This is a genomic window from Syntrophorhabdaceae bacterium, assembly GCA_028698615.1.
Taxonomy (GTDB): domain Bacteria; phylum Desulfobacterota; class Syntrophorhabdia; order Syntrophorhabdales; family Syntrophorhabdaceae; genus Delta-02.
The window spans coordinates 23272-39435 of the sequence record JAQVWF010000002.1; the positions used below are offsets into that span (position 1 = coordinate 23272).

General features: G+C 56.1%; 14 protein-coding genes. 10 read left to right on the forward strand and 4 right to left on the reverse strand.

Annotation, left to right across the window (positions count from 1 at the left end; genetic code table 11):
- Window positions 1–3: 3 nt before the first annotated feature.
- The 3 genes from PHC90_01275 to PHC90_01285 all read left to right on the forward strand — a co-directional run bounded on the left by PHC90_01275 (window position 4) and on the right by PHC90_01285 (window position 5892).
- Window positions 4–3057, forward strand: coding sequence for an NAD(P)-binding protein (locus PHC90_01275; GenBank protein ID MDD3844970.1), 3054 nt, complete (start codon window positions 4–6; stop codon window positions 3055–3057).
- Window positions 3058–3089: 32 nt separating this feature from the next.
- Entirely contained in the window at window positions 3090–4814 is a 1725-nt protein-coding gene (locus PHC90_01280) for an NADH-dependent [FeFe] hydrogenase, group A6 (GenBank protein MDD3844971.1), read from the forward strand.
- A gap of 181 nt (window positions 4815–4995) precedes the next feature.
- On the forward strand, window positions 4996–5892 hold the full coding sequence (locus PHC90_01285) for an AEC family transporter (protein ID MDD3844972.1): 897 nt from the start codon (window positions 4996–4998) through the stop codon (window positions 5890–5892).
- Window positions 5893–5982: 90 nt separating this feature from the next.
- On the opposite strand, the gene PHC90_01290 is transcribed toward PHC90_01285, so the two are convergent.
- Window positions 5983–6318: a cupin domain-containing protein gene (locus PHC90_01290; protein ID MDD3844973.1), complete on the reverse strand. Its 336-nt coding sequence runs from the start codon at window positions 6316–6318 to the stop codon at window positions 5983–5985.
- 122 nt (window positions 6319–6440) lie between these two features.
- Here PHC90_01290 and PHC90_01295 point away from each other — a divergent pair, with 122 nt between their 5' ends.
- The 4 genes from PHC90_01295 (at window position 6441) to PHC90_01310 (ending at window position 11146) form a co-directional block, all read left to right on the forward strand.
- Complete coding sequence (locus PHC90_01295) at window positions 6441–7868, forward strand: aspartate ammonia-lyase (GenBank protein MDD3844974.1); 1428 nt, start codon at window positions 6441–6443, stop codon at window positions 7866–7868.
- 2 nt (window positions 7869–7870) lie between these two features.
- Window positions 7871–9109, forward strand: coding sequence for a [FeFe] hydrogenase H-cluster maturation GTPase HydF (gene hydF, locus PHC90_01300; GenBank protein ID MDD3844975.1), 1239 nt, complete (start codon window positions 7871–7873; stop codon window positions 9107–9109).
- 64 nt (window positions 9110–9173) lie between these two features.
- Complete coding sequence (hydG, locus tag PHC90_01305; GenBank protein MDD3844976.1) at window positions 9174–10589, forward strand: [FeFe] hydrogenase H-cluster radical SAM maturase HydG; 1416 nt, start codon at window positions 9174–9176, stop codon at window positions 10587–10589.
- Window positions 10590–10699: 110 nt separating this feature from the next.
- Window positions 10700–11146: a CBS domain-containing protein gene (locus PHC90_01310; protein MDD3844977.1), complete on the forward strand. Its 447-nt coding sequence runs from the start codon at window positions 10700–10702 to the stop codon at window positions 11144–11146.
- Here the strand turns inward: PHC90_01310 and hydE are convergent.
- Window positions 11143–12186: a [FeFe] hydrogenase H-cluster radical SAM maturase HydE gene (gene hydE, locus PHC90_01315; GenBank protein MDD3844978.1), complete on the reverse strand. Its 1044-nt coding sequence runs from the start codon at window positions 12184–12186 to the stop codon at window positions 11143–11145. The genes PHC90_01310 and hydE overlap by 4 nt on opposite strands.
- 128 nt (window positions 12187–12314) lie before the next feature.
- Window positions 12315–12638 (reverse strand): cupin domain-containing protein, encoded by a 324-nt coding sequence (locus tag PHC90_01320; protein MDD3844979.1) that lies wholly within the window; start codon window positions 12636–12638, stop codon window positions 12315–12317.
- Between the two features lie 218 nt (window positions 12639–12856).
- Here PHC90_01320 and eno point away from each other — a divergent pair, with 218 nt between their 5' ends.
- Window positions 12857–14140 (forward strand): phosphopyruvate hydratase, encoded by a 1284-nt coding sequence (gene eno / locus PHC90_01325; GenBank protein ID MDD3844980.1) that lies wholly within the window; start codon window positions 12857–12859, stop codon window positions 14138–14140.
- A 73-nt stretch (window positions 14141–14213) separates the two neighbouring features.
- Here eno and PHC90_01330 read toward each other — a convergent pair whose 3' ends face one another.
- Window positions 14214–14447: a hypothetical protein gene (locus PHC90_01330; GenBank protein MDD3844981.1), complete on the reverse strand. Its 234-nt coding sequence runs from the start codon at window positions 14445–14447 to the stop codon at window positions 14214–14216.
- Window positions 14448–14631: 184 nt separating this feature from the next.
- On the opposite strand from PHC90_01330, the gene PHC90_01335 reads away from it, so the two are divergent.
- Both PHC90_01335 and PHC90_01340 read left to right on the forward strand, forming a co-directional pair.
- Entirely contained in the window at window positions 14632–15543 is a 912-nt protein-coding gene (locus tag PHC90_01335; protein MDD3844982.1) for a magnesium transporter CorA family protein, read from the forward strand.
- Window positions 15544–15679: 136 nt separating this feature from the next.
- A complete protein-coding gene (locus tag PHC90_01340; protein MDD3844983.1) occupies window positions 15680–16156 on the forward strand; it encodes an NUDIX domain-containing protein in 477 nt (158 codons plus the stop codon).
- Window positions 16157–16164 lie beyond the last annotated feature (8 nt).

Below are 16164 nucleotides of genomic sequence, written 5' to 3' on the forward strand. Positions count from 1 at the left end.
AACATGGAGGTATCTCGCGCTCACATATTGGTATGTGCTGGAGCTGCATGCGTCTCATCCGGCTGCCGTCAGATCAGGGACGCTGTTGTCAATAAGGTCATCGAGCAGGGTCTGCAGAACGAGATCAAGGTCATAGAGACAGGTTGCATCGGCTCCTGCGACCTCGGTCCTCTGGCACTTGTCTACCCGGAAGGGGTTCTCTATCAGAAACTCACGCCCGCGGACGCCGAAGAGATCGTTACCGAGCATCTTCTCAAGGGCAGGATAGTCGAGCGGCTGCTTTATAAGGAGGCCGTGACGTCAAAGACGATCCCCTCGATGAAGGAGATCGATTTTTTCAAGAACCAGATCAAGATCGTTCTTCGGAACTGCGGTGTCATCAACCCGATGAACATCGAGGAATATATTGCCCGGGACGGTTACCTGGCTCTTGGCAAGGCGCTGACCTCGATGACCAGGGAAGAGGTCATCGACGAAGTGCTCAAATCAGGTCTTCGCGGCCGCGGCGGCGGCGGGTTCCCGACGGGACTGAAATGGAAGTTTGCCTTCCAGTCGCCCGGCGACGTGAAATACGTGGTCTGTAACGCCGATGAAGGCGACCCCGGCGCGTTCATGGATCGCAGCGTTCTCGAAGGCGACCCCCACAGCGTCATAGAGGCGATGGCAATAGCCGCCTATGCGATAGGCGCCCAGCAGGGCTTCGTCTACGTCAGGGCAGAGTATCCTCTGGCCATCGAGCGCCTCAATTGGGCGATCGGACAGGCAAGGGAATACAAGTTCCTCGGAAAGGACATCCTCGAAACGGGCTTCAATTTCGATCTCGAGATCCGTATTGGGGCGGGTGCATTCGTTTGCGGCGAAGAGACGGCCCTCATGATATCCATCGAAGGCAAGCGCGGCGAACCACGTCCGAGACCGCCCTTTCCCGTGGTCAAGGGCCTTTTCAATGCTCCGACGCTCCTCAATAACGTTGAAACATATGCCAACATCGCCGCCATCATCAATAACGGGGCGGCCTGGTACGCCCAGTATGGAACTGAAAAGAGCAAGGGCACGAAGGTGTTCGCCCTCGCCGGCGCCGTCAACAACACCGGCCTTGTCGAAGTGCCCATGGGCACCCCGCTGGGCGACATCGTCTTCAACATCGGCGGCGGTATCAAGGGCGGCAAGAAATACAAGGCGGCACAGCTCGGCGGTCCTTCAGGCGGGTGCATCCCCATCAATCACCTGAATGTTCCCGTTGACTATGAATCCGTTGCCGAGCTTGGCGCCATCGTCGGGTCAGGCGGCCTCATCGTTGCTGACGAAGACACGTGCATGGTCGATTTCGCCCGGTTTTTCCTCGATTTCATACAGCATGAGTCATGCGGAAAGTGCCCGCCCTGCCGGATAGGCACAAAACGTATGCTGGAGATATTGAAAAGGATCACCCACGGCGAGGGAAGGGTGTCCGACATAGACGATCTCATCGAACTTGCAACACGTATAAAGGACGCAGCTCTCTGCGGCCTCGGCCAGACAGCCCCAAACCCCGTTTTGTCGACGCTCCAGTATTTCAAACACGAATACATGGAACACATCGTGGACAAGCATTGCCGGGCAGGCGTGTGCAGCGCCCTCTTTGACGCCCCCTGCCAGAACGCCTGTCCCGCCGACCAGAACGCCTGGGGATACGTTACGCTCATCAGCGAAGGCAAGATGAAGGAGGCCATCGCAGTCATCAAGGAATCGAATCCCTTCCCGGCAACTCTGGGCAGGGTCTGCGTTCATCCCTGCGAGACGAAATGCCGCAGGACGCAGATAGATGCCCCGATCTCCATTTGCTCACTGAAGCGTTTTGCCGCGGACGTGGACATGAAGTCTGCCGTCCGGTATAAACCGGCGGTGGAAGGACCGAAGGGCAAGAAGGTCGCCGTCATCGGTGCCGGCCCGGCCGGACTTGCGGGGGCCTACTTTCTTGCCGTAAAGGGCTATAGTGTTACGGTTTTCGAGGCCCTCCCCGTGGCGGGCGGTATGCTCGCGGTGGGAATCCCCGATTATCGTCTGCCCAGGAACATACTTGACGATGAGATCAGATCCATCACCGACGTTGGTGTGGAGATCAAATACAACATGGCCCTCGGAAAAGAGATAACAACAGAAAAACTCTTCAGCGAGGGATACAGCGCTGTCCTCGTTGCCACAGGTGCCCACAAGGGGCAGAAACTGAACATCCCCGGCGAAGAGACGCCGGGCGTGCTTGACGGAGTGACATTCCTGCGCGACGTGAATCTTGGCAAGACAGTGAAGGTCGAAGGCAAGGTCGCCGTCATCGGCGGCGGCAATGTCGCCATTGATGCCGCACGAGCGGCACTGCGGCTGGGAGCCAGCGAGGTCGCCATTCTCTACAGGCGCGAAAGATCGGACATGCCCGCATACAGTGAGGAGATTGACGAGGCCGAAAACGAGGGTGTCTCCATCCATACCCTTGTGGCGCCCAAGACCATCGTCGCTAAGGACGGAAAGGCTGCGGGTGTCGAGTGTGCGCGGATGAGTCTCGGGAAGTTCGACAGGGGCGGCAGGCGTACCCCCCAGGCCATTGACGGTTCGGATTTTGTCGTCGATGCGCACATGGTAATAGCCGCCATCGGTCAGACGCCCGACCTTTCATGGATGAACGGCGATGGTGTCAAGGCTGACAAGGCTGGGACCGTCGAGGTGGATACGAAGACCCTTGCCACGGGCGCCGCCGGTGTTTTCGCCGCCGGCGACAATGTCAGGGGGCCCGCCACGGTTGTTGAGGCTGTAGGTGACGGCAAGACGGCGGCCATGGCCATCGATGAATATCTCGGCGGCGATGGAAAGGCGCCGAATGCCTATCGTGAAGAGCTCGTCAACATGGTTGTGGCCTATGACGAAGCGCATTATCAGAAGGAATTGGGCAGAACAGCGATGCCGCACCTGCCTGTATCCAAACGGAACCGCAATTTCAACGAGGTCGTTCTCGGCTATGATCAAAAGGCCGCAGTGGAAGAGGCCAAGAGATGCCTCCACTGCTACCTCAGGCAAACCGAGTAAGTTTTTGGGAGCGACCTAGGGAGTAAATTATCATGATGACAAAAATAACTATAGACGGCATGCCCGTCGAAGTTGAAGAGGGAACCTCTATACTCGACGCCGCCGCACAGGCGAATATCCACATACCCACTTTGTGCTACCTGCCTGAGGTCCAGGCGATAGGGGCATGCAGGGTATGCCTCGTCGAGGTCGAGGGCAACCGGACCCTCCAGGCGGCCTGCGTTTCACCCGTCGCAAAGGGGCAGGTCATTCACACCAATACGGACAGGGTCCGCAAGGCGAGGCGCTTTTCGGTGGAGATGCTTCTCTCGAACCACCCCTTTGAGTGCCTCAGCTGTGCGAAGAACCTTCATTGCGATCTTCAGACCCTTGCCTACGAACTGGGCATCGGGGAGGTCCGTTTCACCGGAGAGAAGAGCGGCGGCAGGATAGACGAGTCATCCCCGTCGATACGGCGGGACCAGAGCAAGTGCATCCTCTGCAGGCGCTGCGTAACGGTCTGCCAGGAGATACAGTCCGTGACGGCCCTGTACATGCAGGGAAGGGGCTTCGAGACACGGGTGGAGCCCGCCTTTGACCGCGACATCAACGATGTGGCCTGCACCAACTGCGGCCAGTGCTCCATCGTCTGCCCCGTTGGGGCCATAACGGAAAAGGAGTATATAGACGACGTCTGGGCCGCCCTCGGCGACCCGGCCAAATTCGTCGTCATCCAGGACGCGCCCGCGGTCAGGGCCGCCCTGGGCGAGGAGTTCGGTTATCCTCCCGGCACGCTGGTGACGGGCAAGATGCTGGCGGCGGCCCGCAGGCTGGGTTTCGACCGCGTCTTCGACACGAACTTTGCCGCCGACCTCACCATCCTGGAGGAAGGGACGGAACTGCTCACGCGCGTCAAGAAGGGCGGCGTCCTTCCGATGATCACAAGCTGCAGCCCGGGATGGATCAAGTTCATCGAACATTTCTACCCCGAACTCCTCGATCACCTCTCCACCTGCAAATCGCCGCACATGATGCTCGGCGCCCTGACGAAGACCTATTTCGCAGAAAAGGCCGGCATCGACCCGAAGGACATCGTTGTCGTCTCCGTGATGCCCTGCACGGCAAAGAAGTTCGAGTGCAACCGTCCCGAGATGTACGACAGCGGCCACAAGGATGTTGACTATGTCCTGACCACCCGCGAATTTGCCAAAATGATCAAACAGGCCGGCATTGACTTCCAGGGCCTTCCCGAAGAAAGCTACGATGATCCCATGGGTGAGTACACCGGGGCCGCCACGATCTTCGGGGCGACGGGCGGCGTCATGGAAGCGGCGCTTCGCACGGCCTATGAAGTGGCAACGGGCAAGGTCCTTGAAGATGTCGAGTTCACGGCTGTCAGGGGCCTCGAGGGGATAAAGGAAGCGACAGTTCCCGTTGAGGGAATAGGAGACGTGCGGGTTGCCGTGGCCCACGGTCTTGGAAACGCGCGCAGGCTCCTTGAGAGGATCAGGGCGGGAGAGGCGAACTATCATTTCATCGAGGTCATGGCCTGTCCCGGCGGATGCGTCGGCGGCGGCGGTCAACCCATCCCCGTCAACAACGATATCAGGATGAGAAGGGCACAGGCGCTCTACAACGAAGACTGCGCCCTCACCTATAGAAAGTCCCACGAGAACCCTTCCATCAAGAAGATCTACGAGGAATACCTCGGGCAGCCTCTCGGTGAGAGATCGCACCATCTTCTCCACACCCATTACACGCCGAGGAGCAGGTTCTAGACAAAAAAGCCCGCACACATCCCCGCCCGGGTTTCCGGGCGGGGATGCTTTTGTAAAACCCTTGAGCGGTGTTCATTCAGAACATCTCGATAGTCAAGGAACGCCGCACTTTGAGGTTGCAACTAAAAGTGAATTGAGAGAGAATTAGGCACCTGTCATAATGGCGGTGAGAAGTTGAGATATGAGCATTATCCTGAAGATAATCCCCGTTGTTCTCATATTCCTCCTCGGATATGCGCTTAAACGCCTGAATATCCTCAAGAAGGAGGACGGCGACCTTTTCCTTAAGGTGGTCTATTACATAGCGCTGCCTGCCCTGGTCATCATATCGATCGCGGGTATCAAGCTCCGCCTGGATTTCGTGTATCTGCCCATCGCCGCGGTCCTCGTGGCGTTGACGACCACGTTGATCTCGTTCTTGACCGGCAAGGTCCTTCGTCTTCCCCGGGCGACTCTGGGCACTTTCATTGTCGGATCGACGATAATGAACATAGGGTTCACCCTGCCGTTCTTCATCACGGCGTATGGGAAGGAAGGGCTGGCGAGGATAACCATGTTCGATTTTGGGCATATGGCCATCATTTTTACATTTGTATACTGGCTTGCATGCAAGCATGGCACAACCAGGATGTATAAGAAGGTAATGGTAAAGAAATTGCTCCTGGTGCCGCCCATGTGGGCGCTTGTGATAGCGGTTGCCCTTAACCTTATGAAGGTGCGGATCCCTTTCTTTATCGATGATTTTCTCCAGATGGTCGGCTGGATGATGACCCCGCTCGTCATGCTGGCGCTGGGACTCTATTTCAGTCCCAGGGTGACGAGGATGCGGCCCGTTCTTTCAGCGACCTTCATCAGGATGGTTCTTGGTTTTGCCTCGGGGCTCCTGCTCGCGAACCTCTTCGGACTCGAGGGGCTCAACAGGTCCATCGTGATGATAGGGGCCGCGGCTCCCGTCGGCTATACGACCCTCACATTTTCCTACCTTGAGGACCTGGATAAGGAATTTGCTGCAAGCCTCATATCCTTTTCCATAATCATGGGTATGATCTTCACCCCTTTGCTGATCCTGCTCCAGTAGGAACTGCAGGGGACCCCCCCTTATGGGGCCTCTCAATGAAAGAGCATCCCCATCTCCGCATATTCCCGCACGAGGATATCGCACCGGATACTACTTGATCATCACAAGAAGCATCTTGTACGGGGTGACGGCTTTGAGCGCATGGGGCTTGTTTGCCGGCATGATGATCATCTCCCCTTCCCTGACGGAATAGGGCTCGCCGTCGATGGTGATCTGCGCCTCGCCTTCAAGCAGGTATACCGCCGCGTCAAAGGGCGCCGTGTGTTCGCTCAGGCCCTCTCCCGCAGCGAATGCGAAGACGGTCATCGTTCCCGCCGGTTTGCGGACGATCTCCCGGCTGACCACGGAATGCTCCTGGTAAGCGGCAAGATCCTTCAGCGTGAATGCCCGGGCCTCATTTCCCATGGGGATAAAGTTTTCCGTCATGTTCCATCCTCCTTTTTGATATCTTATACGACAGAACATCGAAAACACAATTGACCTGGGTCAAAATGGCGACCAAGGACTTTGCTTGATTGTTTTTTCCGCCCGGTTTATAACAGAGAACGATGGATGATTTCAGGGTCGAACGTGATCTTCTCGGCGAGGTTGAGGTGCCCGCGGGAGCCTATTGGGGTATCCACACGCAAAGGGCGCTTCGGAACTTCCCCGTTTCCTCCTTTCCTGTACCTGCGGAATTGGTCGGCGCACTTGCCGAGGTGAAGCAGGCATGCGCCGTTGCCAATATGCAGGCGGGGCTCCTTGACGGCAGGATCGGCGGGGCGATCGTCGCCGCCGCGAAAGAGGTGGCGGGCGGCTCTCTTGCACGCGAGTTTGTCGTCGACGTCTTTCAGGGAGGGGCGGGGACATCGACGAACATGAACATGAACGAGGTGCTGGCCAACCGCGCCATAGAGATCCTGGGCGGACAAAAGGGTGATTACACCATCGTAAACCCCTTGAGTCACGTCAATCTTTCCCAATCTACCAATGACGTTTATCCGACGGCCTTGAAAGTTGCCGCCATCAGGCTGGTCATAGCCCTGAGCGAGGCCATGGCGCGTCTTCAGGGGGCACTTCAGAAGAAGGAACAGGAATTCGCCGGCATTCTCAAACTTGGCAGGACGGAGATGCAAGATGCCGTGCCTATCACGCTGGGTCAGGAATTCGGTGCCTTTGCCGAGGCCTTCGCCCGCGACAGATGGCGCCTTTTCAAGGTCGAGGAACGCCTGCGGCAGGTGAATCTCGGCGGCACCGCCGTCGGTACGGGTCTCAACGCGAAACGGGAATACATCTATGCGGCGATCGATGAGTTGCAGAACATCACGGGGCTTGGCATCGCCCGGGCGGAGAACATGGTGGACGTGACCCAGAATGCCGATACTTTCGCCGAGGTTTCAGGCCTTGTGAAGGCCGCCGCCGTCAACCTCGCCAAGGTGTCGTCCGATATGCGTCTTCTCTCTATGGGCCCCCGGGGCGGCCCTGCCGAGATAAGACTGCCCGCTCTCCAGGAGGGTTCCTCCATCATGCCCGACAAGGTGAACCCCGTCATCACCGAGATGGCTGCAAGCGTCGCTTTTCAAGTGATGAGCCTGGATCACGCCATCACCCTTGCGGCATCGTCGGGGCAGCTCGAACTCAATGCGTTCCTGCCTCTTATCGCCTTCAATCTCCTGACGGAACTGAGGCTCCTTGCAAATGCCGTCTCCCTCTTTCGCACTCACCTGGTGGAGGGGGTGGAAGCAGACGAGGGGCGCTGCAGACGATGGCTGGAGGAGAGCCTCTGTCTCGCTGCGGCGCTCGCCCCGTACATTGGCCATGAAAGGGCGGGCGAGATTTCGAAGACGGCCCGCGAGGAAGGAAAGACCATCGGCGAGGCCGCCGTCGAAAAAGGGTGGTTTTCAAAAGAAGAGATCGATGCCATTTTCCAGCCCCGCGAGTTGACAAGACCGGGCATAGCGGGATCCGGCAAGGTAAAGAGAAATAAGGAAGGATAAAGGTGACCGATACAACACTCAATCAGACGCCGCGGGGAAGCCGCCTTCACATTGCCATCTTCGGCAGGCGCAATGCCGGCAAATCAAGTCTCATAAACGCCCTGACGAACCAGGACATCGCCATTGTTTCCGATGTCCCCGGAACCACGACGGACCCCGTCTACAAATCGATGGAGATACTGCCCATCGGGCCTGTCGTCATCATCGATACGGCGGGTATCGACGATGTGGGTGAACTGGGCAGGCTCCGTATTGAAAAGGCCCTGGGCGTTCTCGACAAGACGGACCTCATGCTCCTTGTCATTGATCCTGCCGCAGGTGCCGGGCAGTTCGAGGAGGAGGTCATAGGGAGAGCCGGGGAAAACAATGTTCCCGTCATTATCGTCCTCAACAAGACGGACCTCTATCCGCAATTCAGACTCGGTGAGGGCACCCCCGGTGCAGGCCTGCCTGTCGTCGGCGTAAGCGCCCTCAGCCGCCAGGGTATCGATGAATTGAAGATGACCATGATCAAGGAAGCACCGAAGGACTTCATGGCCCCGACCATCCTGGGGGACCTTATCTCTCCCGGTGACACGGTTGTGCTCGTTGTCCCCATTGACCTTGCGGCGCCAAAGGGGAGGCTCATCCTTCCCCAGGTCCAGACGATCCGCGACATCCTCGACAACGACGCCATGGCCTACGTGGTGAAGGAGCGGGAACTGAAGGGGGCGCTGGCAAAGCTGAAAGACAAACCTCGCCTTGTCGTCACCGATTCCCAGGCATTTCTGAAGGTTGCCGCAGATACACCGAAGGATGTTCCCATGACCTCCTTTTCGATACTTTTCGCGCGCCACAAGGGAAACCTTGCGACGCTTGTCGAAGGGGCAAGGACGATAGAGAACCTTTCTCCCGGCGACAGGGTCCTCGTATCCGAGGCCTGCACGCACCATCGCGTGGAGGACGATATCGGCACGGTGAAGATACCCAGATGGCTCAACCAGCTGGTCGGAGGGCCCCTGGACTACACGTGGGTAAGCGGGCCCGAACTGCCGAAAGACCTCTCGGGGTACAAATTGATCATACACTGCGGTGCCTGCATGATAAACCGCAAGGAGATGCTCCACCGGCTTATGGTTGCGAAGCACGCCGGGGTCCCCATCGTTAATTACGGAGTCCTCATTGCCCATGTCATGGGCATCCTCGAGCGAACCCTGAGGCCCTTCCCCGAGGTGGCCGAGGCCATGGAAGACAATAGCTGAGAGGCCCGTCCCTTCTTTACTTTTCAGTGTCCAGACAATATACTTATACGACGGAGGCCACACCATGGACGGAGAACGTGAAGCACAACGGGCCGAGTTTATTGATGAAGAGCTTATAGCAAACATTCTTGAAAAAGCGAAAAAAGCTTCCATTGAAGAGGCACGGGACATTATAGAAAAGGGCCGCGAGGCAAAGGGGCTCACCCCCTACGAGACGGCCGTGCTCCTCCACACTGCCGGCGGCGATGCCGGAGCGGCGCTTTTTGCCGCCGCACGGGAGGTCAAGGAGAAGATCTACGGCAAGCGTCTCGTATTCTTCGCGCCCCTGTACATCAGCAACTACTGCATCAATAACTGTGTCTATTGCGGATACAGGCGGGATAATGCCATGGCGAGGCACAGGCTCGGCCTTGAGGAGATGGAGCAAGAGGTCGTTGCTCTCGAGGCGATGGGGCACAAGAGGATAGCCCTCGAGGTCGGAGAGGACCCCGTGAATTGTCCCCTCGACTATGTGATCCAGGCCATGGAGCAGATCTATTCCGTCAAGGACAAGATGGGCAGCATACGCCGAATCAATGTCAACATCGCCGCCACGACCGTCGAGGATTACCGCAGGCTCAAAGCGGCGGGAATAGGCACCTATATCCTCTTCCAGGAAACCTATCACCGCGCAACCTATGAAAGGATGCATCCCGCGGGGCCCAAAAGGGATTACGACTGGCACACCATGGCGATGGATCGGGCGATGCAGGCCGGTATCGACGACGTGGGATTGGGCGTCCTTTTTGGCCTCTATGATTTCAAGTTCGAGATCCTTGGCCTGCTCCTTCATTCACTTCACCTTGAAGAGCGTTTCGGGGTAGGCTGCCATACCATATCCGTGCCGCGGATGCGGCCGGCGGAGGGAGTGAGCTTCGAGACATTTCCCTACCTTGTCAATGACAACGATTTCAAACGGATGGTGGCCATAATCAGGCTTGCCGTCCCATACACGGGGATGATCCTTTCCACGAGAGAACCCCGGGGTTACCGTGACGAGGTCATCGCACTGGGTATTTCGCAGATCAGCGCAGGCTCCTGTACGGGTGTCGGCGGGTACCACAAGGACATTGAAAGACCAGGGGAGGAGACCAGGGGTCAGTTCCAGGTGGAGGACCACCGTACCACCGACGAGATGCTCCACAGCGTCTGTGAGGCGGGTTACCTGCCCAGCTTCTGTACCGCCTGCTACCGGCAGGGAAGGACGGGCGACAGGTTCATGGCCCTCGCAAAGACCGGAGAGATCCAGAATATCTGTCAGCCCAATGCGATCCTGACATTCAAGGAGTTCCTTGTGGACTATGCCTCGGAGGAGACGAAGGCGGTGGGAAAAGAGGTGATCCGGGAGCACCTCGAGTCAGTGCCCAACACAAAGCTGCGCGAGGAGGTCCGAAAACGACTCGAGCGGATCGAGGCCGGAGAACGGGACCTCTATTTCTGACGGCGGGGCGAGAATGGGCTTGCCCGCACCGGGCTTTGCTTATATAATTAGGCAATATGGGCTTGGATTCACACATGGGGTCTAAAAAAAGAGATAAGGGGGCTTAGGGAATGAAAACTGCAAAGGATATGCTCAAAACCAAAACGAAAGAGGTCTGGTCAATTGGGCCAAACAACACCGTTTTTGATGCCCTTAAGGTGATGGGTGAAAAAGAGATCGGTGCTTTGATGGTCATGGATGAGAACGCAAAGGTGCACGGAATAATCTCTGAGAGGGACTATGCGCGGAAGATCATCCTCAAGGGAAAGACATCGGCCCAAACCAAGGTGTCCGAGATCATGACTCCCGTGGGCAGGATGTTCACCGTGAAGCCGGAGACATCCGTCGAGGATTGTATGGTCCTCATCACGGCAAAACGCATCAGGCACGTCCCTGTCTTCGACGGTGACAAGTTTGTCGGCCTCATCTCCATCGGCGACGTGGTCAAGTCGATCATATCCGAAAAGGATATGCTCATCGAACATCTGAGCAACTATATCGCCGGCAAGTACGTCTAAAGATCATTCCGTCCCGGTTGCTCCCTTTTCTTCAAGGAGTGGCCGGGACCTCGTCCCACGATCCTTCCCAGGTTCTCAATTCGCTTTATCGCCGCAGTTGCGCATTCATCAGGTTCTTCGTCCACCGATGGTTTCCCCGGGTAGAGGAGATATTCCTTTTTGTACTGGACCGGAGTGATGTTAGGCATGAAGACGTTCGCACCCCGCTGAAGCGCGAGATCCCGCCCGTCACCCGGAAATACGGCATCAAAGGCCGTTGTGGCCGGTATGTGGGAGTCGGGGTTGAAGATGCGAAGCGCCGCCAGCGCCTTGAAGAACATGTCGGGGTCGTCATGGTAGGTGTTTTTGGTGCCGCACATCGGTGTTTCCGGATGGGGAATAAAAGGGCCGATCCCGATCATGTCGAGATCGAGGCGGCGGCAAAGGAGAATATTATCCGCCAGCACGCCCACGGTTTCGCCCGGGAGCCCTATCATAAAGCCGCTGCCCGTTTGCACCCCGAGGTCCTTAAGGTGATAGAGGCAACGCAGCCTGTCATCGAGGTTTGACCCCGGGTGCAGACGGGCAAAAAGTGCCGCGTCGGATGTCTCAAACCTGAGCAGGTAGCGGTCCATGCCGCATTCCTGCCAGTAGCGGTATATCTCGGGGGGTCTGTTGCCTACAGAAACGGTAACGGTCAGGCCGGTCTTTTCCTTGATCCGCCCGATGAGAGTTCCCAGTTTTCTATCGGCAATCCCCGGCGTTTCGCCTGATTGAAGAACAACAGTGGTCTGCGGGGAACCGGCCATCGCCCCGGCTATCGCAAGTATTTCGTCGGAGGACATGACATAGCGGACGACCTTCCTGTTGGATGCCCTTATTCCGCAGTAGAGACAATCATTGATGCATATATTGGAGAACTCGATTATTCCCCTGATGAATACCTCATCACCCATGTGGTTTCTGCGGACAACGTCGGCATGCCGATAAAGTTCCTCAACCGATCCGCCCGCCGAACCAAGCATCTCAAGGGCGCGCTCCCTCGTGTATTCACCTTCCATAGCTGACAATATACATGTAAGAGATTTTGATTGCAACCGTGGAGGTTCCGCTCCAACAACGCATCGGTTCGTGACAATATCGTTTTCTTGCCTCTTTGCCCCGCTCGCGCCTGACACGCCGGAAGGTGTCAGGCGTAATGCACCGCCACCCAGACAGTGGGCTCGTCGCCATCGGTCCGTGTTACCCTGTGGCGCCGATGGGCCGGGATGAGAAGATGATCGCCCGGCATGAGGGTGATGGGCTCCGGTTCCGTGTCGAAGAGGATCTCGGCACTTCCCCTGAGGAGGATGACCCATTCGTTAAGGTCCTGGTCATACCAGGTGTCTTGCGGTGTTGTATGGCCGCGGGAGACGATCCTTTCGATCTTCACGGTGCCGCTTGCGGTGATGGTCTCGAATACCTCATCCGGCATGTCCTTCGGAATCCCGGAAAAGACGCTGTATGTTTTCATTTTGCCCTCATTCACTGGATTCATCGTATATGGAAGTGTATATCCGAGCCCCGGTTGTTGTAAACCCTTTTGAGGCCACCATGGAAGGCTGAGTTCCCGGAGGGTCCGTGATCTGTAACAATATATAACAATTGAAGGATATCAATTCCTGTGGTATTCTGCACTCATACCGGCCGGTGGCTTTTGAGGCCGGTTCCCAGACAAAAAAGGAGGTTCCTATGTCAACGATATATGATGTGTACGCACGGGAGATACTGGACAGCAGGGGAAATCCCACCGTGGAGGTCGAGGTCGTGCTCGAGAGCGGCGCGATGGGCCGCGCAATGGTGCCTTCGGGCGCTTCCACGGGTGAAAGGGAGGCCCTGGAGCTGCGCGACGGCGACGCAAAGAGATACAAGGGCATGGGCGTGAAAAAAGCTGTCGATAACGTGAACAACATAATCGCTCCCGAAGTGGAAGGGCTTGATGGTCTTGACCAGGCATATATCGATAAGGTCCTCGTCGACGCCGATGGCACCGAGAATAAAGGCAATCTCGGCGCCAATGCCACCCTCGGCGTATCGATGGCCGTCACGCGGGCGGCGGCGGACTTTCTCGGGATCTCGCTGTATCAGTACATCGGAGGAATCAGGGGCCGCGAGATCCCTGTTCCCATGATGAACGTAATAAATGGCGGCGCCCATGCCCAGAATTCCCTCGATGTTCAGGAGTTTATGATCGTACCCGCCGGTGCAGAGTCTTTCAGCGAAGCCTTGAGGATGGGCGCGGAGGTCTTTCATACCCTTAAGGGGATTCTGAAAGGCCAGGGGTACTCAACGGGGGTTGGCGATGAAGGCGGTTTCGCCCCGCAGATAGAATCGACCACGGAGGCCCTTGACACGCTCATGAAGGCCATAGCCAAGGCGGGGTTCAAGGCGGGCAAGGATGTCTTCCTGGCCCTCGATGTCGCCGCAAGCGAGCTGTACAAGAAGGGAAAATATCATATAGACGGCAATGTGTGGGATGCGGGCAAACTCGTGGATTTCTATGAGACCATCGCCGGGAAGTATCCCATTGTCTCCATCGAGGACGGGTTTGCGCAGAACGACTGGAAGGGCTGGAAGAAATTTACCGAGCGATGTTCCTCAATGATCCAGATCGTCGGCGATGACATTTTCGTCACGAACCCCAGGATCTTTGCCGAAGGCATAGAAAAAGGGGTAGCCAACAGCATCCTCATCAAGCTCAATCAGATCGGCACCGTAACGGAAACCCTGACGACCATCGAGATGGCGAAGCGGGCGGGTTACACCTGTGTCATCTCCCACCGTTCCGGCGAGACGGAGGACACTTTCATAGCCGATCTTGCCGTGGCGACAAATGTGGGCCAGATCAAGACAGGTTCCGCCTCGAGAAGCGAGAGGATCGCGAAATACAATCAGCTTTTGCGCATCGAGGATGAACTCGGTGAATTGGCCATATTCGGCGGCCCCGGCGTTTTTTACAGCATTAAGAAGAAATAAGAGGTTTTGTCGACAGAAGGGATATCCAGGATCAGCGCCCCTTTGTGAATGGGGGGGCGCTGATCCTTTTCCATCACGAAGGAGGAACAGAGGACTTGTCCTTCTTTGGCTGTCTGTTCGCGTTATCGCAATCCCTGAGGCAATCGGAATAGCATTTGGCTTCTTTTTCCTTGGTGCACTTGGAATCGGTGCAGCAATAGGAAATGCAATCTTCATGACAGGATGCGGCGATCGCCGATGGGGATGATGAAATGACCGCCGCGGCAATGAAGGCCATTAACATCGATGAGAAAATAAGTATTTTCATCGTATCACCTCCTTGATATAGTGCATGACGATATATAGCACTATAGTTTTGGACAGTCAATGTCGGACGTCACATTTGGACGCAGGCCTGCGGATATGGTCATTTTTGTTGAGAATTTCGGTGCTTTTTCCAGCAAGATAGGATACATTGTACCTAATTAATCCAAAGATGAACGGTATTTCGTATGGTAAAGCTTTACAACATAGTGGACTCTCGGGTAACCGAATGCGTTGGCTCGAAAGAGAACATAGCGGTTTATATCAATCCAGACGAGAAGGAGAGGCGCCACCTCATCCATCAGTACGAGATAGACGAGCACACTCTTCAGTCGGCCCTTGACCCGGACGAGCTTTCCCGTATAGAAATTGAATCGAACCATGTCGCCATAATTCTCAAGGTGCCCGTCAATTATCAGGCCGAGCATGCCTTTGAATTCCTGGTATCATCGATGGGCATGTTCCTCTTTGAGAATAGTCTTATCATAGTGATGGCCGAAGACCTCCCCATCTTTGACAGCAAGACCTTCGCGCGCATCAGCCGTCTTGCCGAGACGATGCTCAAGATAGTCAACTACAGCATCTTCCGCTTTCTGGAACACTTGAGGGTCATCGACATGGTTTCCGACGAACTTGGCGAGAAGATCAGCACATCCATGGAGAATACCTACCTCCTCAACCTTTTCGCACTGGAAAAGAGCTTGGTGTACTATCAGAACGCCATCAATTCCAACTCGGTCCTTATCGAGAAAATGAAGATATACACGCAGCGGATCGGATTCACGATGGACGACACGGAATTGCTCGACGATATAGCTATCGAGAACACCCAGTGCTACAAGCAGGCGGAGATCTATTCCAACATTCTCGCGAGCATGATGGACGCAAGGGTGTCCATTGTTAACAACAACCTCAATATCTCCATGAAAAAGCTCACCATGATAACCATCGCCATCATGGTTCCGACCTTTGTTGTCAGTGCCTTTTCCATGAACGTCGCCTTTCCTATCCAGAAGCATCCCAGCGCATTCTGGATAATCCTCGCAATAGCCTTCATAGCTATGTCCGGCTTTTTCTTCATCTGGAGGATCAGGAAGTAAAGACGGTTTCACGTTTCACGTTCCAGGGAAGGGCATGGGAGAACAGTCTCAGCCTCAGGGTTGCCATGTCGAAGCGAAGAGCCATGTTAATCACATTTGTTTTGCCTTTGCCTGAAACGCGAAACGGGGGATTGTAATGCCTTCCAGGGGGAAGAGGAGCGCTGGTCTGCTGATGTACCGCCGCCGCGACGGCATGGTGGAAGTGCTCCTCCTCCATCCCGGGGGCCCTTTCTGGGCCGGTAAGGACGACGGCGCCTGGAGTCTCCCGAAAGGACTTGTCGAACCCGGCGAGGACGAACTCCTGGCGGCGATACGGGAATTCCAGGAGGAGACGGGTTTCCCGGCAGAGGGAGAGTTTATTGCCCTGCCTGAACTCAAACAACCAAGCGGGAAGGTGATCGTGATATGGGCCTTCGAGGGTGACTGCGATCCTGCCTTCATGAAAAGCAATCTCTTTTCCCTTGAATGGCCCCCGCGTTCGGGAATAACGGCTGAATTCCCTGAGGCCGACCGGGCCATTTGGTTCGACCCGGCATCGGCGAAGACAAAGATCATCAAAGGCCAGAGAGGTTTCATAGAAGAACTCGAACACCTCCTTGGCATCAAGACCTGAGACGTGTT

Coding starts and splice junctions, on each gene's coding strand:
- hydE (MDD3844978.1), bottom strand. CDS start 12,186: ATGGAAGGTGAATACACGAGGGAGCGCGCCCTTGAGATGCTTGGTTCG.
- PHC90_01330 (MDD3844981.1), bottom strand. CDS start 14,447: ATGAAAATACTTATTTTCTCATCGATGTTAATGGCCTTCATTGCCGCG.
- PHC90_01290 (MDD3844973.1), bottom strand. CDS start 6,318: ATGACGGAAAACTTTATCCCCATGGGAAATGAGGCCCGGGCATTCACG.
- eno (MDD3844980.1), top strand. CDS start 12,857: ATGTCAACGATATATGATGTGTACGCACGGGAGATACTGGACAGCAGG.
- PHC90_01340 (MDD3844983.1), top strand. CDS start 15,680: ATGCCTTCCAGGGGGAAGAGGAGCGCTGGTCTGCTGATGTACCGCCGC.
- PHC90_01275 (MDD3844970.1), top strand. CDS start 4: ATGGAGGTATCTCGCGCTCACATATTGGTATGTGCTGGAGCTGCATGC.
- PHC90_01295 (MDD3844974.1), top strand. CDS start 6,441: ATGGATGATTTCAGGGTCGAACGTGATCTTCTCGGCGAGGTTGAGGTG.
- PHC90_01335 (MDD3844982.1), top strand. CDS start 14,632: ATGGTAAAGCTTTACAACATAGTGGACTCTCGGGTAACCGAATGCGTT.
- hydG (MDD3844976.1), top strand. CDS start 9,174: ATGGACGGAGAACGTGAAGCACAACGGGCCGAGTTTATTGATGAAGAG.
- PHC90_01310 (MDD3844977.1), top strand. CDS start 10,700: ATGAAAACTGCAAAGGATATGCTCAAAACCAAAACGAAAGAGGTCTGG.
- PHC90_01320 (MDD3844979.1), bottom strand. CDS start 12,638: ATGAAAACATACAGCGTCTTTTCCGGGATTCCGAAGGACATGCCGGAT.
- PHC90_01280 (MDD3844971.1), top strand. CDS start 3,090: ATGATGACAAAAATAACTATAGACGGCATGCCCGTCGAAGTTGAAGAG.
- PHC90_01285 (MDD3844972.1), top strand. CDS start 4,996: ATGAGCATTATCCTGAAGATAATCCCCGTTGTTCTCATATTCCTCCTC.